Source organism: Emticicia sp. W12TSBA100-4 (genome assembly GCF_040253585.1).
GTDB lineage: Bacteria > Bacteroidota > Bacteroidia > Cytophagales > Spirosomataceae > Emticicia.
Genome location: NZ_JBELAU010000005.1, coordinates 303,369 through 325,251, shown reverse-complemented (window position 1 = coordinate 325,251; position 21,883 = coordinate 303,369). Strand labels below are relative to the sequence as shown.

Annotated in this window: 18 protein-coding genes; 12 read left to right on the top strand and 6 right to left on the bottom strand. The window is 36.2% G+C overall.

All coding sequences use genetic code 11. The annotated features are described in order from the left end of the window. Positions 1-7: 7 nt before the first annotated feature. Together ABR854_RS08865 and ABR854_RS08860 are read right to left on the bottom strand one after the other, a co-directional pair. A complete protein-coding gene (locus ABR854_RS08865; protein WP_350265045.1) occupies positions 8-1,009 on the bottom strand; it encodes a FecR family protein in 1,002 nt (333 codons plus the stop codon). A gap of 251 nt (positions 1,010-1,260) precedes the next feature. Continuing rightward, entirely contained in the window at positions 1,261-1,836 is a 576-nt protein-coding gene (locus ABR854_RS08860) for an RNA polymerase sigma-70 factor (protein WP_350265044.1), read from the bottom strand. A gap of 104 nt (positions 1,837-1,940) precedes the next feature. Between ABR854_RS08860 and ABR854_RS08855 the strand changes: the two genes are divergently transcribed. Beyond that, a complete protein-coding gene (locus tag ABR854_RS08855; protein WP_350265043.1) occupies positions 1,941-3,800 on the top strand; it encodes an ABC transporter ATP-binding protein in 1,860 nt (619 codons plus the stop codon). A 67-nt stretch (positions 3,801-3,867) separates the two neighbouring features. Here ABR854_RS08855 and ABR854_RS08850 read toward each other — a convergent pair whose 3' ends face one another. The 4 genes from ABR854_RS08850 to recQ form a co-directional block, all read right to left on the bottom strand. Beyond that, complete coding sequence (locus ABR854_RS08850; protein WP_350265042.1) at positions 3,868-4,347, bottom strand: adenine nucleotide alpha hydrolase family protein; 480 nt, start codon at positions 4,345-4,347, stop codon at positions 3,868-3,870. Between the two features lie 183 nt (positions 4,348-4,530). After that, on the bottom strand, positions 4,531-5,910 hold the full coding sequence (locus ABR854_RS08845) for a sensor histidine kinase (RefSeq protein ID WP_350265041.1): 1,380 nt from the start codon (positions 5,908-5,910) through the stop codon (positions 4,531-4,533). Next, the gene (locus ABR854_RS08840) at positions 5,907-6,599 is read right to left on the bottom strand and encodes a response regulator transcription factor (protein WP_350265040.1); all 693 of its coding nucleotides are present in this window, start codon (positions 6,597-6,599) and stop codon (positions 5,907-5,909) included. The genes ABR854_RS08845 and ABR854_RS08840 overlap by 4 nt, the downstream gene beginning before the upstream one ends. Positions 6,600-6,649: 50 nt before the next feature. Then, complete coding sequence (recQ, locus tag ABR854_RS08835; RefSeq protein ID WP_350265039.1) at positions 6,650-8,788, bottom strand: DNA helicase RecQ; 2,139 nt, start codon at positions 8,786-8,788, stop codon at positions 6,650-6,652. A 106-nt stretch (positions 8,789-8,894) separates the two neighbouring features. On the opposite strand from recQ, the gene ABR854_RS08830 reads away from it, so the two are divergent. The 11 genes from ABR854_RS08830 (at position 8,895) to ABR854_RS08780 (ending at position 21,828) form a co-directional block, all read left to right on the top strand. Then, positions 8,895-10,499 (top strand): M28 family peptidase, encoded by a 1,605-nt coding sequence (locus ABR854_RS08830; protein WP_350265038.1) that lies wholly within the window; start codon positions 8,895-8,897, stop codon positions 10,497-10,499. Between the two features lie 385 nt (positions 10,500-10,884). Beyond that, entirely contained in the window at positions 10,885-11,715 is an 831-nt protein-coding gene (locus tag ABR854_RS08825; RefSeq protein WP_350265037.1) for a MotA/TolQ/ExbB proton channel family protein, read from the top strand. 108 nt (positions 11,716-11,823) lie between these two features. Then, the gene (locus ABR854_RS08820) at positions 11,824-12,426 is read left to right on the top strand and encodes an ExbD/TolR family protein (RefSeq protein ID WP_350265036.1); all 603 of its coding nucleotides are present in this window, start codon (positions 11,824-11,826) and stop codon (positions 12,424-12,426) included. 33 nt (positions 12,427-12,459) lie between these two features. Continuing rightward, complete coding sequence (locus tag ABR854_RS08815; RefSeq protein WP_064196755.1) at positions 12,460-13,014, top strand: biopolymer transporter ExbD; 555 nt, start codon at positions 12,460-12,462, stop codon at positions 13,012-13,014. 31 nt (positions 13,015-13,045) lie between these two features. Next, positions 13,046-13,888 carry an energy transducer TonB gene (locus ABR854_RS08810; RefSeq protein WP_350265035.1) on the top strand — a complete coding sequence of 281 codons (843 nt, stop codon included), beginning with the start codon at positions 13,046-13,048 and terminating at the stop codon, positions 13,886-13,888. Beyond that, positions 13,888-14,106, top strand: coding sequence for a hypothetical protein (locus ABR854_RS08805; RefSeq protein WP_350265034.1), 219 nt, complete (start codon positions 13,888-13,890; stop codon positions 14,104-14,106). Before ABR854_RS08810 ends, ABR854_RS08805 begins: the two co-directional genes overlap by 1 nt. 212 nt (positions 14,107-14,318) lie before the next feature. Next, positions 14,319-15,221 (top strand): PstS family phosphate ABC transporter substrate-binding protein, encoded by a 903-nt coding sequence (locus ABR854_RS08800; protein WP_350265033.1) that lies wholly within the window; start codon positions 14,319-14,321, stop codon positions 15,219-15,221. Positions 15,222-15,434: 213 nt separating this feature from the next. Beyond that, a complete protein-coding gene (locus ABR854_RS08795; RefSeq protein ID WP_350265032.1) occupies positions 15,435-17,174 on the top strand; it encodes a tetratricopeptide repeat protein in 1,740 nt (579 codons plus the stop codon). 185 nt (positions 17,175-17,359) lie between these two features. After that, positions 17,360-17,935, top strand: coding sequence for an adenylate kinase (locus tag ABR854_RS08790; RefSeq protein WP_350265031.1), 576 nt, complete (start codon positions 17,360-17,362; stop codon positions 17,933-17,935). Positions 17,936-18,030: 95 nt separating this feature from the next. Next, positions 18,031-19,020, top strand: coding sequence for a GTPase ObgE (gene obgE / locus ABR854_RS08785; protein WP_064196749.1), 990 nt, complete (start codon positions 18,031-18,033; stop codon positions 19,018-19,020). A gap of 96 nt (positions 19,021-19,116) precedes the next feature. Beyond that, positions 19,117-21,828 carry a sialate O-acetylesterase gene (locus tag ABR854_RS08780; RefSeq protein ID WP_350265030.1) on the top strand — a complete coding sequence of 904 codons (2,712 nt, stop codon included), beginning with the start codon at positions 19,117-19,119 and terminating at the stop codon, positions 21,826-21,828. The last annotated feature ends 55 nt before the right edge of the window (positions 21,829-21,883 follow it).

The window sequence follows — 21,883 nt, the reverse complement described above, 5'->3', positions numbered from 1 at the left end:
TCTGTTCTCATTCACAACCAGCTCCGCTGACTAAAATACTTGTTCCTTTAACTTGATAAGTGGCATTGAGTGAACGTGTAATGATATCGAGTTTGGTGAAAAGTGGCATTTCGGTTAAATCTCCGTTGAGCGTACATTTTCCGAGTGATTCTCGCTCTAAAACCATTTCTATGCCGTAGGCTTTTTCGAGAGCAGTTAGCACTTCATTGAGTGGGGCATCTTGAAAATTAAAACTCAGGTTTTCTTTATTGATAGTTGTAAGAACTTCGGGCTTTTCGACCAAACCAGTTACAAAATGCTCTTCTTCATCAAAGAATGTTACTTTTAAGTTCGGAGTCAGAATTACACCGTTGTTTTGTTTGTCTTCTGCATCTTTTTCAAAAACCGTTACCTTGCCCGATACTACTGAAACTTCCGATTTTTTCATGCTCGGATATGCCTTCACCGAAAAACTTGTGCCGAGAACCTTCGTTGTCATTTTTCCTGTATAAATCAAAAAGGGGCGAGTAGCATCGTGCATCACATCGAAGAATGCTTCGCCTATCAGATTTACTTCTCTAAATTTTGTATCTGATTGATTATAAGAAAGTTGTGTCTTAGGTTTCATCACAACCACGCTTCCATCAGGCAATGTAATTTTCAGTTCTTTTGCAGAAACATTCTCGTATTTTGCCCAACCCGAAAACGGAATCCCGCTTAAAGATTGAATATTTTTGGCCGATTTATTATAAGTCCAGATTCCAAAAGTCAATAAAAACATAGCCGCCGCACTGCTCAAATACCAAACCCAATTTATTTGTCGAGTAGGTGTTTTTTGGACTGGTGCTATTTTTTCTTTGATTTTGAGATAAAGTTCATTTTCTAAATCAAGCTGTTCTTCATCTGTCAGTTGGCTAATTCCATCAAGATTGTTTTCAAACGAGTAATACCATGTTTCTACTGCCCGACGTTCTTGGTCGGTGCTTGTGTTTTGTAAAAAACGTTCAATTATTTCTTTGTTTATTTTCATTTTTTATTGCTTTCATAGACTAAGTGAAACGAGCAGAAGATTTCCCCTACGTGAGAATGAAAAATATTTCAGAGAGTTTTTGTTGCGTGAACTTACCCCGAATAAATTCGAGGTCTAAGGTAACAAAGGATGTTATTTTATTCTACCAAACCGATTTAAATTGGTTTTACTGTACATCATTTCCGTTGTTCTTTAAGGCTGTGATTTTAATCACAGATTGGAATCAAATTTTGAGTAAGTAAGAGTTTAGTTTACCCGATTGTAAAAAATAGAATGCCCAGTGCAGTATAGTCTTTCAATGCCTCACGCAGAATTTTGAGGGCTTTGGTCATTTGATTTTCAACGGTTTTCTCCGAAATATCAAGTCTTTCCGAAATCTCTTTTTGAGAAAGTCCACTTCGTTTTAGTAAGAAAACTTCACGACATTTTTCGGGTATTGTTTGAAGAGCTTGCTGATAAGCATCATTCAATTCGTCGAAAGCAACGGCTTGTTCCGTAAAATTATCGTCATTCTCATCAAGCATTAAAGTTGATGAATATTTCTCAAAAAGTGTATTTTTTTTGAATTGAGCAATGACAAGGTATTTGATGGAAGTAAAAAGATAATTTTCGATATTTTCGATGGGAAGCGTTTCACGACGTTCCCAAAGCGAAACAAATAATTCTTGAACCACCTCTTCGGTCAGTTCTTTGTCTTGCAGGCGTTTGTAGGCAGCTCCATAGAGTTTTGAAAAGTATCTTCGATACAAAATCTCAAAAGCCCGACTATCACCAGTGGCAATATCAGCAAGGAGTTCTTGGTCAGTATCGAAGGGGAGTTTTTTCATTTTGGTACAAAAGAAAGATTTATTTGTAAGAAAACATAAAAAAAGCTGTTGCTTTTGTTGATATTCTGTTTTATACTGAACCCAAATCTTGATTCGGAAGTTAAATGAATGATAAATCTGACCGAAACCTAATGGCTCGACCAATTATTGATACATCTGAAACAAAACCCAATATCAAAGAACGTCTAAAAGCATTGGGTAATTTACCTGCTTTTTTGCGTGAAGTCTATCTTACTTCGCCCGTCTTGACTATCAGTAATACAGTTTTACGTCTCCTTCGTTCGGCTATTCCGATTTCTATTTTATACATTGGCAAACTTATTATTGATGAGGTTTTGGTGCTTAGTGCGAGCAAATCAGAAACCCTCAATCAAATTTATTTATTGATTGCCGCTGAATTTGGTTTAATGATTATCAGCGATTTGCTTTCTCGTGGTATTGCTTTGACTGATAGTCTTTTAGGTGATTTGTTTGCTAATAGAACGTCGATAAAACTAATGAATCACGCTGTTTCGCTTGATTTAGCTCAGTTTGAAAACGCCACTTTTTATGATAAACTCGAACGAGCCAGACAGCAAACTAACGGTCGAACAGCTCTACTTTCGCAGATTTTGGCACAAGGACAAGATGCCATCACGATGGGGCTTTTGCTCGTCGGACTCGTCACTTTTAATCCGTGGTTGATTGCCTTGCTTTTGGTTTCAGTCATTCCATCTTTTATTGGTGAATGGCATTTTAACGCCAAAAGTTATTCGCTACAAAGAGGTTGGACGCCGCAACGCCGTGAGTTAGATTATTACCGTTTTATTGGTGCGAGTGATGAAACCGCCAAAGAAGTAAAACTTTTCGGACTTTCAGATTTTATTATTGAACGATTCCGAAATTTATCAGACCGATATTTCAAGGAAAACAAAAAGCTGGCAATAGAAAGAGCATCGTGGGGAAGTTTATTGGTGGCAATCGGTACTTTGGGGTATTTTGCTGCATATACCTTAATCATTGTAGAAACCATCAAAGGAATCGTTACGATTGGGAGCTTGACTTTTTTAGCGGGTTCGTTTCGGCAGTTAAAATCTTTGTTGGAGGGTATTCTTGGGCGATTCACCAGCATTTCGCAAGGAGCTTTATATCTCAATGATTTGTTTGAATTTTACCAGATTGAGCCACAAATTATCTCGCCCACTCAACCCAAACCTTTCCCAAATCCAATTAAAGTAGGTTTTAGTTTTGAGAATGTTGGTTTCAAATATCCAAATTCTGATAAATGGGCAAATCGAAATCTGAATTTTACATTAAAAGTAGGAGAGAAGCTGGCTTTAGTTGGAGAAAATGGTTCAGGAAAAACAACTTTAGTAAAATTGTTGGCAAGATTATATGACCCCGACGAAGGCCGAATTTTATTGGATGGTGTTGATTTAAAGGATTATAATTTGGCAGAATTGCGTGAACACATCGGTGTCATTTTTCAAGATTTTCAGAAATTCAATTTTACCGCAGGCGATAATATTGCAGTCGGTGATATTGAGTCTCGTGAGGAACTTCCCGAACTTGAAAGAGCAGCTAACCAAAGTTTGGCCGATACCGTTATTGAAAAATTACCACTGAAATATGAACAGCCTTTGGGAAGGAAATTTGCTAAAGGAATTGAACTTTCGGGCGGAGAATGGCAAAAAGTTGCTTTGGCGAGAGCTTATTTGCGTGAAGCCGAAGTTTTGATTCTGGACGAACCAACGGCTGCTCTCGATGCCCGTGCTGAATACGAAGTTTTTCGACGTTTTGCCGAACTTACCAAAGGAAAAACTGCTATTTTGATTTCACACAGGTTTTCAACAGTAAGAATGGCAGATAGAATTTTGGTTCTTGATAAAGGAAATCTGCTCGAAATCGGCACACACGAAGAACTTTTGGCTAAAAATGGACGATATTCCGAGTTATTTTACTTACAAGCAGAAGGGTACAAGTAGTAAAATTTTCTGAATTCTGTAAAATTGCCACGCCTTTAAAGTTCGTGGCAATTTATTTAGCATAATTTTAGTAAATGAATAATGCATTGAGTTGTAATTCTTCCGAATCATAAACACCAGTTTCCCAATCTAATTCTTTATATGTAAGTTTTGATTTTTTGATAAGCGGAATCGTATCAAATCCTTTTTTGGGTAGTCGTAGAAGATAACTCTTTGGCAAGAAAATAGAATCAATGTTTTTCGACTCCATGAAATCTTCGATTAGTTTTATACGATACCCATGAAATATTTCATAACTAATTGACTTAATGCGAGTTTCGAATCTGTTTTTGAGAATCGAGAGGGCTTCATCAAATTCTTTTGTTCTAAGCGATTCGACAACTTTTTTTGGATTGTAGAAAAGTAGTTCTGTAATAGAGTTTCCCAAATCTTCTGAATACATTAAAACTACATCAACCTCATAGGTTTCTAAATGATTCATCGCCAATTTGAGCGTATTGAGAGATTCTACATGAAAATCAGTAGGTATTAATATTTTAGTTGTCATACTCCAATTATTTGATACATGAAAAATTAAAGTACAAAGTTGTTTTAGACAGATGAGAGAGGTTTAAGAGGTAGATTAAAATCGGATTAGAATTTTAAGATTTGCAGAAATTTGGCTTTTTGGCAGAAAATTGATTTTTTTTGAAGTATTTCTGTTGACTATCGACTGCTGACAGTGGACTATTTATGACTTTTGGATATTGGCCAGCGGGAGTTTAATCTGAACAGTAGTGCCTTCGTTCACAACCGAGGTGACGTTTAGTTGTCCATTATGAATCTTGATGATATTCCGGGTAAGTGGCAAACCAATGCCATAACCCTCGAAATGACGAGTATTTGATGCTCTAAAAAACGGGTCATAGATAAATGGCATTTCAGATTCTGGAATGCCTATTCCTTGGTCTTTTATTATCAAAAAAACTTGACTGTCGCTCGAAGCAATACTCACATTTACGGGTTTATTGCTTGAATATTTGCAAGCATTGCTGAGCAGATTCGTAAAAGCAAGCGATAAGAGCTGTTTATTACCCATAACTTTTAGTTTAAATGGGTTTTCGGGCAACAGACTAAAGTCAATGATAATGTTGTTTTTGGGGTTTAGCTTATCAATTATCCCTTTTGCTTGCCATAGGAGTTCATCCGTACGTAGAATTTCAAAGTTTACTTTTTTATTGCTATATCCAGTCTGAGCTAAGTAAAGCAATGTTTGAGTAATTTGATTGAGACGTTCGGCTTGTCCTAAAATACTGGTGAGCGACTGCTGATACTCTTCGGGCGTGCGTTCTTTCATGAGCATTACTTCGGCTTCGCCCATGATAGAGGTAAGCGGAGTGCCAAACTCATGCGAAGCATTGCTCACAAAGTTCTTCTGTGTTTCAAAAGATGTTTCAAGCCTGTTCAGTAAATCATTGAAAGTCGAAATCAACTGACTAATTTCGTTATCATTATATTTTTCTTCAATTCTTTGATGAATGTTTTCTGTACTGATTTGTTTTACGCTATCTGTAATACTCTTGATAGGGTCGAAAATATGTTTTGAGAAATAAAACGATAGCGAAGTAATGAAAATAACTATCAGAAAAACCGCTACCAAAATGATATTCCGCATGAAAATCAAGTGATGCGAAGCATAGTAGTTTTTTGCCGATACAATTACTATATATTGTTTGTCATTACTATTATATCTGATACCAGTATAAAATGTTTCGTTGAGTTGAAGTGTCGATTTTGTCTTGTTCAAAATCTCTTCCAAAAAACTAAGTGGCAAAGTGGTTTTCTGAGCAATTGCAGGCAAATCTTCTTCTGATTCAACTTCAAAACGATAATCTTTTTCTTCGCTGAGTTTTTCGAGGTTTTCTTCTCTAATTTTCTTAAACGATTGAGCATCAATTTTATCGGCATCGTAATTATACTTTGCCGAAATCTTGGCTCGGGTTTCTAAGCGTTTATAAAAGTCAGTGTATGAATAATTGTATAAAAAATAGTAGATGCTGCCACCCAAAAGTAATAACATTATTACGTTTGTCAGGATGAGTACCAAGGCTATTTTTAATTGAGTTTTCATGCTTCTTTTAATACATATCCCATTCCAATTACAGTATGTACGAGTTTAGGTTCGTAGTTTGAGTCTATTTTTTTACGCAAGTAATTTATGTAAACATCAACCACATTAGTTGCCAAATTAAAATTAATATCCCAAGCACTTTCGAGCAAATCGACTCTTGATAAAACTCGACCTTTGTTTTTAATAAGAGTAAATAGCAGGCGGTATTCGGTAGCTGTCAGCGATATTAACTCGCCATTGCGTTCAACGGTTTTGGCATCATCGTCCATTTTTAAGTTGGCAATCGTGTAGATATTTTCTTTGGTTTTTATCTCATTTCCTGTGGCTGAACTTCTACGGAGTAAAGCCTTGATTCTGGCAACTAATTCAATAAATTTAAATGGTTTTGCCAAATAATCATCCGCCCCAGAGTTTAGACCGAGAGCGATATTATCAGCAGTATTGAGAGCCGTCAGAAACAAAATAGGCGTTTGAATATTTTTATTGCGTAGAATTTTACAAACCTCAATGCCGTTTGTATCAGGTAGCATAATATCCAAAATAATCAAATCGAAATCATTGTCAGAAGCCATCTGAGTGCCACTACTGCCATCAAGAGCGACCGAAACCTCAAAATCTTCTTCGGTTAAGCCTTTTTTAATGAAGCTAACCACATTTATTTCATCTTCTACCAATAAGATTTTCTTCATTTCATTATCTACTTAAAAAGTACAAAACGATTTATTTGACAAATGTTGTACTATTTTCCCCAAATCGCTAAGGCAAGCCTTATTTTTCCATAATCATAAACTCCTTCGAGTGCTTCAAACAATGGTTTGATTGCATCGCCTTTTTGAACATTCAACTTCATGGCTTCGGCAATGATTTGGTTATATTCATAAGTGGCAATGTATTGTTTGAGGTCGATGTCTTGACCATCTTGCTTGAGTTTTACCAAATGACTAATAATCGTAACAGGATTTAGGGAGCGTTTAGCGGCCATTTCATCAATCGAAAGTCCAGCTTTATACATTTCAAAGGTTTCCAAAAATGTCATGCCTTTTTCTTGCTTTGCTCGCCCAATACCTGGGTTTTCGCCCGTAAATGATAGAATTTCATTGATAAATTCATCGCCATATTGCCTGAATTTCTGTTCACCAACACCCGAAACTGACATCATCTGAAAACGATTGATTGGTCGTTTCTGAGCCATGTCCGAAAGCGTAGCATCTGAGAAAATCACAAATGGCGGAACGCTTTGTTCATCGGCAATTTTCTTGCGGAGAAGTCGAAGTTTTTCAAACAAAGCATCTTTTATAATTTCTCGCTTCGTTTTTTCTTTCGGAGCGGCTTCTTCTTGTCGTGCTTTCTTAATATCGTAAGCCTCAAATCTTACTAAATTTACTTTTTTGCCTTCATATAATATCTGTCTTGAAACTGCATTTAATTTCAGAGCATGACGCTCATCATAGGCAATATCACAAATGCCCGAATTGAGCATTTGCGTAATATAGTCGGCCCATTCTTCGTATTTTAGTTCTTTGCCTACGCCAAATGTCTTTAAAGTCTGATAACCTCGGTCATAAATTGCCCTATTCTGCGAACCCCTCAAAATATCAATCACCATACCCATTGCTGCTTTTTCTTCGGTGCGAGAAATGGCCGACAATGCTTTTTGAGCAAAAATTGTGGCATCGAATTTTTGTGGAGGATTCTTACAAACATCGCAATTCCCACAATCGTTTTGGGCTTCTTCATTAAAATAACTCAACAAGATTCGTCTTCGGCAAATCTCTGACTCGGCATATTGTTTCATGCGGTCGAGTTTTGCAAACTGCACTTCTTTCATCTCATCGGGCAGTTCAGAATTTTGAATCATGTCTTTGCGGGTCATGATATCAGAATAACTATAAAACAACAGCGTGTCTGATTTCATACCATCACGCCCAGCACGACCAATTTCTTGGTAATAACTTTCAACATTCGATGGTAAACTATAATGAATCACAAATCGCACATTCGATTTATCAATACCCATTCCGAAGGCAATCGTTGCGACCATTACCTGAATCTCATCCTTTATAAAAGCTTCTTGAACCTCCGAGCGGGTTTTGGCATCAATGCCTGCGTGGTAGTGCATCGCTCTGATACCAACTTTGCGTAAACCTTCGGCAACGTCTTCGGTATTTTTTCTACTCAAACAATAAACAATTCCCGATTGATTGGGTCGCTTGCCAATGTACTCCTGCATTATTTTCAGTCTATTTCTTCCACCCAACACATTCAAACCTAAATTTGGTCGGTCGAAAGAAGAAATAAAAACCTTTGCATCTGGTACACCCAATTGAGTTAAAATATCTTTTCTCGTTACACGGTCGGCGGTTGCAGTTAGGGCAACCACAGGCACATTCGGAAACGTTTCTTTCAAAATATTTAGCTTGGTGTATTCTGGTCTAAAATCATGACCCCAAGTCGAAACACAATGAGATTCATCAATAGCAATCTGATTGACCGAAAGAGTTTTAATGAAACTTATATAATTATTATGAAAAAGTTTTTCGGGCGAAATGTAGAGTAATTTTATTTCACCAGACTTACATTTTTCTTCAAGCGTTCGTTGCTGTATCGAATCTAATGAGCTATTCAAAAAAGCCGAAGGAACACCATTGGCTTGCAAAGATTGCACTTGGTCTTGCATGAGGGCAATTAGGGGCGAAATAACCAAGGTAATGCCTTCCATAACCAAAGCAGGTACTTGGAAACAGATTGATTTTCCACCGCCAGTAGGCATCAGTACCATGCAATCTTGTTTTGACAGAATCGTATCAATAATCTCAGCTTGTAGTGGACGAAACTTATCGTAACCGAAGTATTTTTTTAAAACTTGCTCTTTAGTCATTTATGTCAGAAAAAGTAATTTAAGCAAAATTATGAGTAAAAGATGAATCTAAATTGAAAATCATTTATTTTTACTGAAATTATTTTCAACAAACCAACCATTATACATGAAAAAAACGCTGGTTTTATCATTACTTTTTTCCTCAAGTCTGTTTGCACAAGATAACAAATCTACCGAATTTGCTTCCACGATTTCAGCACAAGATTTAAGAAAACATTTGACTTACATTGCCTCTGATAGCCTCGAGGGGCGAGATACAGGCTCAGAAGGACAGCGAAAAGCAGCCGATTACATCGCCAAGCATTTTGCCAGTTTGGGTTTGCAAGCAATCGCACCGCAAAAAGATGGTAGTAAAGGTTATTTCCAAAAATTCAACCTTTATCAAAAAGGCTGGAAAGATGCCTATATAAAGATAGGTAACAAAAAGAAAGAATTCTTCAAAGATTACTATCCTAACGGGCTAATGAGTATTCCCGAAGAACAATCAATGTCGGTTGTTTTTGTAGGTTATGGAATAGAGCAAGAAGGAGGCGGTTATAACGATTATAAAGATATTAATGTAGAAGGAAAAGCCGTTGTCTTTTTTGATGGCGAACCAAAAGACAAAGAAGGAAAAAATCTTTTCACCAAAGCCGATGAAAAATCCGAATGGACTGAAAGAACAGGGCTTCAAAAGAAAATCAATATTGCGTTGAATCACGGAGCGAAAATGTTTTTTGTGATTTCGGCAACCGATGCTCAGAAATTCACTTCACTGGCTGCCGAGCGTAAAGCAGTTTTGTCAAGATTCAATCAATTAAGTTTTAATGCTGCATCATCGGCTGAAAAAGCAACTTCCAACCCAACCTTTTTCGTCTCTCAAGAAATGGCGGCCGAAATGCTTGATGTGAAGTCAAGTAAACTAACCAAAATAGTGGAAGAAATCAGCGATAAGAAAGAAAGTTCGGCAAGTAAAATAAAACCTTCAACGGTTTCGGTGAAAGCCGAGAGGGGAGAAGTGCCAGTAGAAACGGCAAATATTTTAGGATTTTTGGAAGGAACAGACAAAAAAGATGAAGTTGTATTAATAACCGCTCATTACGACCACGTAGGAATCCAAAACGGACAAATTCACAACGGAGCTGACGATGACGGTTCTGGCACGTGTGCGGTTCTCGAAATTGCTGAAGCATTTGCCAAAGCAAAGCAAGCAGGAAATGGTCCACGCCGCAGTATTTTGTTTATGACCGTTACAGGTGAAGAGAAAGGTTTGCTCGGTTCTCAATATTATACTGACAAAGACCCGATCATTCCATTAGCAAAAACAGTATGTGATTTGAATATAGATATGATTGGCCGAATAGACAAACAACATGCACCCAAAGAAGAATATGTTTATTTGATTGGCTCAGATAAATTATCTTCAGAATTACACCAAATAAGCGAAGACGTAAACAAAAAATTCATCAATTACGACTTAGATTATACCTTCAATGACCCTAAAGATCCTAACCGTTTTTACTATCGTTCAGACCATTATAATTTTGCTAAAAACAAAATTCCAGTCATTTTTTACTTTACTGGCGTACACGAAGACTATCATCGTCCGGGAGATGATGTCGAGAAAATTCTCTTTCCAAAATACCAGCAAATTACACGCTTAGTTTTTCAAACAGCTTGGGAATTGGTAAATCGTGAAGAACGAATAAAGGTAGATAGTAATAAGCAATAGACTATTTTGTTGAATATTGCCTTTTAAAGGCAATATTTAATAGAAAAAAAATATCAACGAAAACTTTAGTTTTATGGATATTAAGACTCAAATAAAAAAAAGGCTAAATACTTGATAGCTAAAATGTTAAGACACTCTATTGTATCACTTTGATACTAAGCAAATCTTAAAAAAGTTCAATAATTCAGTTTTTGAGTAAAAATTAATTGTATTTATACTTTTTTGTTTCACGGTTTTTCTATAAAATTGTCAAAAAATTAAAAAGAATACATTAACTGGATTGGCAGTATTTTCTTTTGAAATAGCTCGATTTTTTAATTTTTTAAACTTTTATTTAACAAAAAAACATTTTTAACTTTTTAAAACCCTAAAATTTTCTAATCTAATGGAAAAAAAGACAGCAGCCCCTGCAGCTAAACCAGCAGCAAAACAATCAACTGGTGGTGGATTAAATCCAGCGTTAACAATTCCTGTACTTCTTGCAATCGCAATCGCAACTTACGTTTTCATCTTAGGTGATGCAAGTCACTTCCTTGATGCCGAAAAACACAAACCAAAACCAGGTGACTTCTTTGGCCTTATCCACAGTGGTGGTGTTGTCGTGCCTATCTTGATGACATGTTTCCTTTGTGTATTAGTTTTCTCAATTGAGCGTTTCTTCACTATCAACAAAGCTTCAGGTACAGGTAATATCGATGCTTTCGTTCGTAAAGTTCGTTCGTTATTAGATTCAAACAATGTTGCTGATGCAATCAAAGAGTGTGACAAGCAAAAAGGTTCAGTAGGTAATGTAGTAAAAACTGCATTAGGCAAATACAGTTTGTTGACAACTGATGGTTCTTTAGACAAAGAACAAAAATTAGCAGCTCTTCAAAAAGAAGTAGAAGAAGCAACTTCATTGGAGCTTCCAATGCTTGAGAAAAACCTTACAATTCTTTCTACTTTGGCAACTGTATCAACTTTGATCGCCTTATTAGGAACTGTACTTGGTATGATTCGTGCGTTCTCAGCTCTTGGTGCTGGTGGTGGAGCCCCAGATGCAGCAGCTCTTGCAACGGGTATCTCTGAGGCCTTGATTAACACAGCCTTAGGTATCGGTACTTCTGCAATCTCAATCATCATGTATAACTTCTTTACATCTAAAATTGATGATTTAACTTACAAAATTGACGAAATCGGTTTGAGCATCCAACAAAATTTTGCAGCTCATAACTAATCTTAATTAGCAAGTTAAGATTGTTTCTAAAAATAAATTACATAATTAGATAACAATCTAAATTTGTTTTCGTTATATTTGTAAAATAAACTAAATCATTAAGGAGTTATGCCAGCAGTAAAACCTAAACGAAAGAGTCCTGTCATGGATATGACAGCGATGTGTGACGTGGCATTCTTGTTATTGTCGTTCTTTATCATGACTACCCAGTTTAAAGGTCAAGAATCAGTAACAATCGATACACCTTCGTCAATTTCGCAAACAAAAATCCCTGAAACGGGTGTGGCTACCATAAGTATCGACCCAAAAGGAAAATACTATTTTGGTATCGCAGATGCAAAGCAACGTGGTGAATTGCTTCAAAGAATGGCTCAAAAATATGGTGTATCAGTAACTACTACCGATATGAAGAGCTTCGAGAAACTATCAGATTTCGGAATCAGTATTGCTGGTTTAAAGCAATACTTGAATTTGCCGCCAGAAGACCAAATTAATGTAGTGATGGCAGGTATTCCGAATGATAGCACTAAAAGTGAATTAGGAGATTGGGTTTCGACTTATTTAAAAGAAGTAAATCCTTCAGCTAAACTGGCGATCAGAGGTGATGCCTCAACTAATTATCCAGCAGTAAAACAAGTACTTAATGAACTTGGAAAAAGAGACATTAACAAGTTTCAGTTAATTACTGGTGTTGAAAATGCACCTAACTAATATTTTAACGAATCATCTAAACATTGTAAAACAATGGCAGAAATAGACACCTCCAGTGGTGGTGGCAAAGGTGATGGTAAAGTACGGGCCAAAAAGCAATCCGCAAGAGTTGACATGACTCCCATGGTAGATTTAGGATTCTTACTGATAACATTCTTTGTTTTCACCACGACGTTCAGCAAGCCTAATATGATGAAACTGAATATGCCAGAAAAGGAGAAGGATGAAAATAAACCACCTGAGACGGCAGAAATCAAAGAATCGAATACGATTACGATCATAATGGGTAAAGATAATCGTGTATTCTATCACCAGAAGTCATCAAAAAACTTGACTCCTGAGTTATTGAGCGAAACTGATTACTCTAAAGATGGTATCCGTACCGCAATTTTGAAGGCAAGAGTTAATGCAATCGACCAAACTAAGTTCACTGTTGTAATTAAACCAACTGATGATGCTACTTACAAAAATACAGTAGATATTTTGGACGAAATGTCAATCACCAAGTCTGAGTTATATGCGATTGTTGACCCTTCGAAAGAAGAGTTGGATATCTACAAGCAGAAATCTGCTGCTCCGAAACAGTAATTAAGTAAACTCGTTAAGTATTCCATATTTAATGATAAAAAAAAAAAAAATGGACCCTAAAAATAATGTCAATATTACCTTAGATGACATGGTGTTCGAGACCCGTAACAAGGCCTATGGAGCATATGATCTAAGAAAGACATACAAAAAGACGGTAAACCGCTCACTTTTGTATGGTTCGATTGCATTTTTGGCTGCTGTGGGTGCTCCAATGCTTTATGCGTCTATTACGCCAAAGGCAAAGAAAGAAGTTGCGGTAGAAATCGACTTAGCTAAGTTGAAAGAAGAAAAAGTGGAGGATAAGCCCCTTGATCTTCCACCACCACCGCCACCTGAGCAAAAGCCACCTGAAGTTGCAACAATTAAGTTTTTGCCTCCTGAGCCAAAACCAGATGAAGAGGTGAAAAATGAAGAGCCACCACCACCTGCTGAGCAGATTGAGAAGGCGGTTATTTCAAACGAAACTAAAGAAGGTATTGAGTCTGACGAAATCGCAGCCGCTCCACCTCCAGTAGTTGAAGCTCCAAAAGCCGTTGAAATTGAACAACCAAAAGAAGATGAAATCTTTACAACTGTTGAACAACAACCTGAGTTTCCAGGTGGTATCAAAGAAATGTATGGCTTCATCGGTAAAAACTTGAAATACCCTTCGGCTGCTCAAAGAGCAAACGTATCTGGTAAAGTTTTTGCAAAATTCGTTGTTGAGAAAGATGGTAGTTTAGGTGATGTTCAAATTTTGAAAGGAATCGGTTTTGGTTGTGATGAAGAAGCACAACGTGTATTGAAATCAATGCCAAAATGGAATCCTGGTAAACAAAATGGACGTAACGTAAGGGTATTCTTTACTATGCCAATTTCATTCGTTCTTGAATAATGTTGCAGAATCGTAAACCAGAAGGTTTCAGTCAAATTACACTATATATTAGAGCATTTACTGCAATTGCATATATTGTAATGGGTATATATGTTTTTATGAAGCGTTCGCTTCTTCCAGTATCTGATGGTCTTGCCATGATAATGAGCGTTTTTATCATTATTTATGGTGTGTTTAGAGCTTGGGGAGCATATAATGCTTATAAAAATAGTCTATAAATGACTGATATTATTAAAAGGCCACTTCCGAAACGAAGTGGCCTTTTGATTTGATATAATTATGATTTTAATGATAAAAATATTTTTATATTTTTTGTAACTTAAAGAATTTATTTGAATATATTTGTGTTTATATATTTAGCAAATAGTCTAAATATTAATAAAGGGTACTTCCCCAAATAAAGTGTTGAGTAATCTTAACCACCAAAGAGATGAAAAAAGTAATTATTATATTAATAGGGGCAATAACATTGTGGCAATGCTCATCACAAGAAAAGCAAGATTTACCAAATGAAGGCGAAATAACCATAGCTGCTGATGAATCGCTGCAACCTATCGTTGACGCAGAAATTATGGCATATAATGCTCATTATCCCAAAGCAAAATTAAATGTAATTTACATGCCAGAACAACGAGCAATGTCGTTGATGATGAATGACTCAGTGAATATCGCAATTGTTACCCGTGAGGCAACCGCTGGAGAACAATCTGTTTACACGAGTAATAATATTCCATATCTTCCTGCGAAAATGGCTTTAGATGGAGTAGCAATTATAAGTAATCTGGGTAGTTCGATTAAAAACCTTTCGATTGCAGATTTGAAGGCAATGTTTGAAGGTAAAAAAAACACCGATATTAAATTAGTTTTCGATAATAGTAGTTCAAGTAATTTGAATTACATGATGGGTAAACTTGGTATCAGTGATATTAAGAAAGCTAATATTTTTGCAGCTGATGGCAATAAAGATGTAATAGAATACATTAAGAAGAATAAGAATGCTATTGGTGTAATTGGAGGAAATTGGATAAGTGATATCGATGACTCGAAAAGTCAGAATTTTATAAATAGCGTTCATGTTGTCGGAATTTCTGATGTTAAAACACCCAATGATTATTACACGCCAACAACTGCAAGTTTGAAAGCTCGAAAATATCCATTTGAGCGAAGAGTAATTTTACATACTAAGAAGGGGTATGGACTGACAAGTGCTTTTATCAGATTCTGTTGTGCCTACGTTGGACAATTAGTAGTTGAAAAGTCGGGTTTATTACCTTATTATGTGTACGAAAGAGAAATAATCATTGAGAAAAAACCGATTGGAAGTGTACAATAATTTTCTTTTTTCTTGTGAAGTTATCGAAAAATTTAACGAATTATTAACAAATTTTTAGATAACTTTCCAAACAAAAAACTGTCTAATCAACAAATAGCAAAAGAATAAATAGTTAAGAAGGAAAAATATTTTTTTATCTAAACGACATTTTATTTAACTTTGCTTACTTTTAATTAAAACAAAGGATCTGTAAACCTAACTTTTAGAGTGAAAATGAACAAGATTTTGAAATCTTTGGCAGTGGCAGCAACGGCTGTGCTGACGTTGTCGTTCCACACAATGGCACAAACTGTGCAGGACGGACTGAAAAATTTGGATGCTGAGCGATACAATGCTGCTGAAACCATTTTCAAGCAATTAGCATCTTCTGCACCAACGGCAGAAAATTACTACAATTTGGGTTATTATTACCTAAATCTACAAGATGGTCAAGTTGATTTAGCAAAAGCCACTGAGGCTTTTACAAAAGGTGCTGCAACTAACGAAAAGAAACCTGACCCTCTAAATCGAGTTGGTTTAGCAACCGTTAAGTTATTATCTGGTGATAGGGCTGGGGCGAAAGCAGACTTTGATTTGATTAAGAAAGATACTAAAAATAAAAATGCAGATGTTTTGTTTCGTATCGGAGAGGCCTATGCTTTATCAGAAAAAGTAAACGATCCTGCTGAAGCTGTTACAAATATTCAGGCTGCGTTAGATTTACAAAAAGTAAAGAACAATCCAGATTATTATATTGCGATAGCAAAGGCGTACTTGATCAAAAATGATGGAGGTGCTGCAATGACTGCATTGGAAAATGCCGCAAACATGGGTCAAAAGTTAGCGAAGATCAAAACTTTGATGGGTCGTGTGTGGTATCAAGGAAAGCAATATCAAAAAGCTGAAGGATTCTTCAATGAGGCAATTGTTGCTGATCCAGAGTATGCCCCAGCATATTATTATTTGAGTTTGCTATATACTACGTACGGAAAATTCAACAAAGCTAAAGAAAATGCATTATTGGCACTGAAAAAAAGTGAAGCAACTCCAGCAGAAAAACTACGTTATATTAAGTTAGCATTTGCGAGTAAAGATTATGACGGAGCATTAAGCGTTTTAAATGAAATCTTTGATGCAGAAAAAGACCCTATCAAGTATCGTTTGAAAGGTTATATTCAAACTGAGAAAGGTGATTGTGCGGAAGGCGTAAAGAATATTACAGAGTTTTTGAATAAAGCCGAGAAAGAGCGTCATTTAGCTTCTGACTGGGGAATGTTAGGTCGTGCTTATGGTTGTATCAAAGATGATGCGAACAAAAAGTTGAACGACTCATTATCTATCATCAACATGGATATTGCAATCGAGAAGGGTGATTCTACTTTTGATTACAATGGAGCTATCATTAATACGTATAAAGTAGCTAAAAACTGGCCTAAAGTTGCAGAGCGTTACGAAAAGTATATCTCTACTTCTAAAAAGGGTGGCAATGCAACTGATTACTATAACTTAGCTGACGCTTACATGCGTTCAAGAAATTTTGTGAAAGCTGATACTGTTTATTCAAAAGCGATAGAGTTATACAAAGACACATGGATGTTCCCGTATATTCAAAAGGCTCGTGCAAAACAATATGCTTTAGGAAATACAGTTGATAGTACATTCTCGGCAGCTCCAATGTATGAACAATACATAAATAAATCAACTGATGCGATGAAAGCCGATGTGAAAAATGCTAAGTATTTCTCAGAAGCTTACGGCTATTTAGGATACAAAGCATTATTAGTTGAGAAAAACCCTGCCAAAGCAACTGAATACATGAATTTTGCTTTGAAGTATGACCCAACTAATACAAAAGCTCAGCAAGTATTGCAAAGCATTAATGGTGGAACTACACCAGCAGCTGGAACTACAACACCACCAAATAATAACTCTCCAAATGGAGGAACTGGAGGTGGTGTCCAACCAAAAAATTAATATAAATTTCATAGTAATAAGAAAGCCTAACTGGAAATCGGTTAGGCTTTTTTGTTATTGTTTGATAATTTATTTACATGAAAAGATACAATTTCTAAAAATTGCTTTTATTTTTGCCGTTAATACTCTTTTAACTAAGAATTTTAATAGAACTAAACCTCTTAATTGTTTAAGAATCAGCAAATATGTTTAATTTAGTAATATTCGGTCCTCCAGGAGCAGGAAAAGGTACTCAATCGGCAAAGATTATTGATAAATACAAATTAGCCCATATCTCGACAGGTGACATGTTCAGAATGCATATTAGTCAGAATACGGCTTTGGGGCAAAAAGTAAAACAAATTTTGGCCGATGGGCTTTTGGTTCCTGATTCAATTACAATTGATATGCTGGAAGAAGAAGTGCAAAATAATCCAGATGCGACTGGTTTTATCTTTGATGGATTTCCACGCACAGTTGCACAAGCCGAAGCACTGGATAAATTTTTAGAAGGAAAGAACGAAAAAATTGATTTGGTTTTACAATTAGACGTTACAGAAGCTGAAATAAAAAATCGTATTGCTGAAAGAAAAAAAGTAAGCGGTAGAGCTGACGATGACGAAGATAAGTTAATCAAACGAATTGATGAGTATTTTACTAAAACTATTCATGTCTTACCTTTTTATCAAGGACAAGGTAAAGTAGTGAAAATCAACGGAATAGGAGAAGTAGAAAGTATATTTGGCATGATTTGTGCCGCAATAGATGAAGCAAAAAAGTAATTTTTTTCTTGTAAAATAGAGAAAATTAGGGTATTTTAAACTAATAATATCATTTAAAATACCCCATATTGTACATTGAGATATTGAATTAAGCTATGACGAGTAACTTTATTGATTACGTAAAAATAAACTGTGTTTCAGGAAATGGTGGTGCTGGGTCGAGACACTTTAGACGTGAAAAGCACGTGCCTAATGGTGGCCCTGACGGTGGCGATGGTGGAAGAGGTGGACACATAATTTTACGTGGAAATTCTCAGTATTGGACACTCTTACACTTAAAGTATCAAAAACACATTAAAGCCCAACACGGTGTTGCTGGTGAGGGTGGACGTAGGTCTGGTCGACAAGGAGAAGACCATATTATTGAAGTGCCACTTGGTACAATTGCAAAAGATGCCGAAACTGGCGAAATAATGGGAGAAGTTACCGAAGATGGGCAACAAATCATATTATTACCGGGAGGTAGAGGTGGTTTAGGAAACTGGAATTTCAGAAACTCAACTAACCAAGCACCCGAATATCATCAAACTGGCGACCCTGGTCAAGAGTTATGGATAATTTTAGAATTAAAAGTTTTGGCAGATGTGGGGCTTGTAGGCTTCCCAAATGCTGGAAAATCAACACTGCTTTCTACGGTGTCGGCTGCTAAACCAGAAATTGCCGATTACCCTTTTACAACTTTAACCCCAAACCTTGGAGTTGTAGCTTATCGAAATTTCAAGTCGTTTGTAATGGCCGACATTCCAGGAATTATCGAAGGAGCATCTGACGGAAAAGGACTTGGGCTTCGCTTCCTAAGACACATCGAAAGAAACTCAATTTTGCTGTTTGTAGTTTCGGGCGATGCTGAGAATCCAATGAAAGAATACAAAACCCTTCTCAAAGAATTAAAATTGTATAATCCAGAATTGCTGGACAAAAAAAGAGTACTGAGTATTTCAAAGATTGATTTGATTGATGAAAAGCAAATCAAGAAAATAAAAACTAAAATCCCAGAAGATTTGCCTTATGTTTTTTTCTCGGCGGTTACCAATCAAGGAATTGACGAATTGAAAGACTTGATTTGGCAAAACTTAGAAAGATAATTTAAATAAACATATATGAAGTCATATATGTTTTTGTTTGTTCAACACACAACTCCGATTAATAATCTGAGTGAACCTTTATTTAATGATTTCGCCATGAAAAAAACTTTTTTAAGTTTATTTCTCTTGGTGCATACAACTGTTTTTGCTCAAATAGCAATTTCATTTCCTGTAAATAGGGCGGTTTTCCAAAGAAATGCCTCAAATACAGGGATGATTCCTATTGCAGGAACGTTTCAGTCCCGAGTTGAAAGAATTGATGCACGACTAACTCCAATCAATGGTGGTAATTCCGTTGACTGGACGGCAATTGCCGTAAATCCCAATTTCGGCACTTTTACAGGAAATATCTTTGCCCAAGCGGGTTGGTATAAACTCGAAGTGAGGGCATTGAGAGGTTCTGAGATAATTGGTATATCTACCGTTGATAAGGTTGGAATTGGTGAAGTTTTGATTATTTCTGGGCAGTCAAATGCCCAAGGATATGAAAATAGAGGGAATCCGCCTGCGGTAGATGATAGAGTAAATTGTGTCACAAATTTCTTTTCTTATGGGCAAATAAAAGAACCTCCTTTTCCTGTTATAGCTCAGATTACTGAAAATGTTAAAATAGCTCCATTTGGCAACGGTTCATGGTGTTGGGGAAAACTTGGTGACTTATTGGCTGCAAAATTGAATGTACCAATTTTGTTCATTAATTCAGGTTTTGAATCAATGGGAATTGAGGCTTGGAGAAAAAGTGCTGATGGCGAAAGAGGACAGGACTTTTATTCTGGAAATTTTGCTCTGCCCGGTTATCCGTATGAGAATCTAAAAAAATCACTACATTATTACGCCAATATGTTTGGTGTGCGAACAGTTTTGTGGCATCAAGGCGAAACAGATAATGACAAACGCACAACAACTCAGAAGTATCGTGAATATTTGGAGTATGTAATTTCAAAAAGTAGAAGTGACACTGGAAAAAATATTAACTGGATGGTTTGTAGAGTTAGCCGAGTGAGTTCGGGAACTTACCAGCCTGTGATTGATGCTCAAAATCAAGTAATACAAAATTTTCCAAATACTTTTGAAGGCCCTGATACAGACCAGATTGGTGGTAGAACTGATGGGGTACATTTTTTTGGAAGTGGTTTGGTAGAATTGGCCCAAGCTTGGAATACAAAACTGGATTTGAACTTCTTTTCAAAGGCAACACCAATACCTCCATCGAGTCCGCTGTATTTTGATTTAAGATGTAATGTAGAAAACTCCCAGAATCCGCTCAGAATATTCATGCCAAATGGGTTTAAGGAATATTATTGGACAAATGGTTTTAGTGATTTATCAAATAATATTGCCCTTGAAACTTCAACTGGCTTTTATCGTGGACGAGCAGTCGATTATCTTGGAAATGTTTATTATACTCCTTTGGCTAATTACTCTTCACTTTCAATTAATAGTAGACCAAACATTCGAGTAGAAGGAGCGACCAGTTTCTGTGAAGGAGGGAGTGTTCGACTAACTTCAAATGTTGAACAAGATATTTTCTGGAGTACAGGAGCAAGTTCTAAATCAATTAATGTGAGTCAAAATGGTTTTTATACGGTAAGTCAGGTAAATTACTTAGGTTGTTTTGTACAGTCTGATGGAGTTTCAGTTAATATTTTGCCAAAACCAGATGTGCGTATTTCAGCGGAAGGAGAAACCACATTCTGTGCTGATAGGTCAGTAAAACTTACTTCAAATGTGAATAATAATCTAATATGGAGTAATGGTGAAACAAATACAACAATAACCGTCAATCAAGCTGGAGATTACTTTGCCCGTGCAAAAAATGAATTTGGTTGTGAGGGAATTTCACCAAGTATAAAAATAACTGTAAATCCTTCTCCAGCAAAACCAGTTATCATTCCAAACGGACCTATTGTATTTTGTTCTGATAAATCGGTTAGGCTTACATCAGATATAACAAACAACATAACATGGAATACTGGCGATAAAAATTTTAATTTGCAGGTAAGTAAGTCAGGTGAATATTTTGTCACTGCACGAAATGAATTTGGATGTCAGGCATCGTCAAATATTATTCCAATAAAAGTAAATCCTCTGCCGCCCAAGCCAACAATAATGGCAAGTGGTCCAACTATTTTTTGTGATGGAGATAATGTAAGCCTTTCCGCTCCTGAAAGTCAAGGATACCAATGGAGTAATGCTAAGACCTCAAAAGAGCAAACAATTTCATCTTCTGGCTTTTTTACAGTAAAAACGGTTGATCAAAATGGCTGTGTATCACCTCCATCAGATGAGATGGAAGTAGTAGTTAAGCCATCACCGATAGGAATTAGTGTTTTGCAGACAGGCACTTTTACACTTGAAGCACTGGCAAGTGGCCTTTTCGATGTCAAGTTTGAGTGGTATAAGGATAATGTATTACTTCAAAACTCAAATCGTACCTTAAAAGCAAAAACTGATGGTATTTATGCGGTAAAAGGTTCGATTTTATATCAATTAGGTGGTGGAAGAACCCTCCGATGTTTTTCACCTCTTTCGAATACCTATCGATTCAAGATAGACCCATCAATGCAAGGAATGAGTGTCTTTCCGAATCCAGCACCAAAGTCTATAATCAATATAGAGACCCAAGAAGACTTGAAAGATGCAGTAGTAGATATTTATGATTTGAAAGGTGTGAAATTGAAAAGCTTTGATGTAACAAGTTTTGAAACCAGAAAAACTTTCGATTTGTCAGAAATGCAAAGAGGGGGAATGTTGATTAACGTTAAAGCCGATAATTTTAATGTAATTAAACGAGTTTATATTGAATAAAACGTAGATTTTTGCCATTAAATAATTTTTTTATTCAAGATTATCTAATCCATAT

Bases quoted from the DNA above. Each gene is read 5' to 3' on its own strand.
- ABR854_RS08805 (WP_350265034.1), top strand. From the start codon at position 13,888: ATGTTGCAGAATCGTAAACCAGAAGGTTTCAGTCAAATTACACTATAT.
- ABR854_RS08815 (WP_064196755.1), top strand. From the start codon at position 12,460: ATGGCAGAAATAGACACCTCCAGTGGTGGTGGCAAAGGTGATGGTAAA.
- ABR854_RS08810 (WP_350265035.1), top strand. From the start codon at position 13,046: ATGATAAAAAAAAAAAAAATGGACCCTAAAAATAATGTCAATATTACC.
- ABR854_RS08840 (WP_350265040.1), bottom strand. From the start codon at position 6,599: ATGAAGAAAATCTTATTGGTAGAAGATGAAATAAATGTGGTTAGCTTC.
- ABR854_RS08860 (WP_350265044.1), bottom strand. From the start codon at position 1,836: ATGAAAAAACTCCCCTTCGATACTGACCAAGAACTCCTTGCTGATATT.
- ABR854_RS08850 (WP_350265042.1), bottom strand. From the start codon at position 4,347: ATGACAACTAAAATATTAATACCTACTGATTTTCATGTAGAATCTCTC.
- ABR854_RS08800 (WP_350265033.1), top strand. From the start codon at position 14,319: ATGAAAAAAGTAATTATTATATTAATAGGGGCAATAACATTGTGGCAA.
- ABR854_RS08865 (WP_350265045.1), bottom strand. From the start codon at position 1,009: ATGAAAATAAACAAAGAAATAATTGAACGTTTTTTACAAAACACAAGC.
- recQ (WP_350265039.1), bottom strand. From the start codon at position 8,788: ATGACTAAAGAGCAAGTTTTAAAAAAATACTTCGGTTACGATAAGTTT.
- ABR854_RS08825 (WP_350265037.1), top strand. From the start codon at position 10,885: ATGGAAAAAAAGACAGCAGCCCCTGCAGCTAAACCAGCAGCAAAACAA.
- obgE (WP_064196749.1), top strand. From the start codon at position 18,031: ATGACGAGTAACTTTATTGATTACGTAAAAATAAACTGTGTTTCAGGA.
- ABR854_RS08790 (WP_350265031.1), top strand. From the start codon at position 17,360: ATGTTTAATTTAGTAATATTCGGTCCTCCAGGAGCAGGAAAAGGTACT.
- ABR854_RS08795 (WP_350265032.1), top strand. From the start codon at position 15,435: ATGAACAAGATTTTGAAATCTTTGGCAGTGGCAGCAACGGCTGTGCTG.
- ABR854_RS08820 (WP_350265036.1), top strand. From the start codon at position 11,824: ATGCCAGCAGTAAAACCTAAACGAAAGAGTCCTGTCATGGATATGACA.
- ABR854_RS08845 (WP_350265041.1), bottom strand. From the start codon at position 5,910: ATGAAAACTCAATTAAAAATAGCCTTGGTACTCATCCTGACAAACGTA.
- ABR854_RS08830 (WP_350265038.1), top strand. From the start codon at position 8,895: ATGAAAAAAACGCTGGTTTTATCATTACTTTTTTCCTCAAGTCTGTTT.
- ABR854_RS08780 (WP_350265030.1), top strand. From the start codon at position 19,117: ATGAAAAAAACTTTTTTAAGTTTATTTCTCTTGGTGCATACAACTGTT.
- ABR854_RS08855 (WP_350265043.1), top strand. From the start codon at position 1,941: ATGAATGATAAATCTGACCGAAACCTAATGGCTCGACCAATTATTGAT.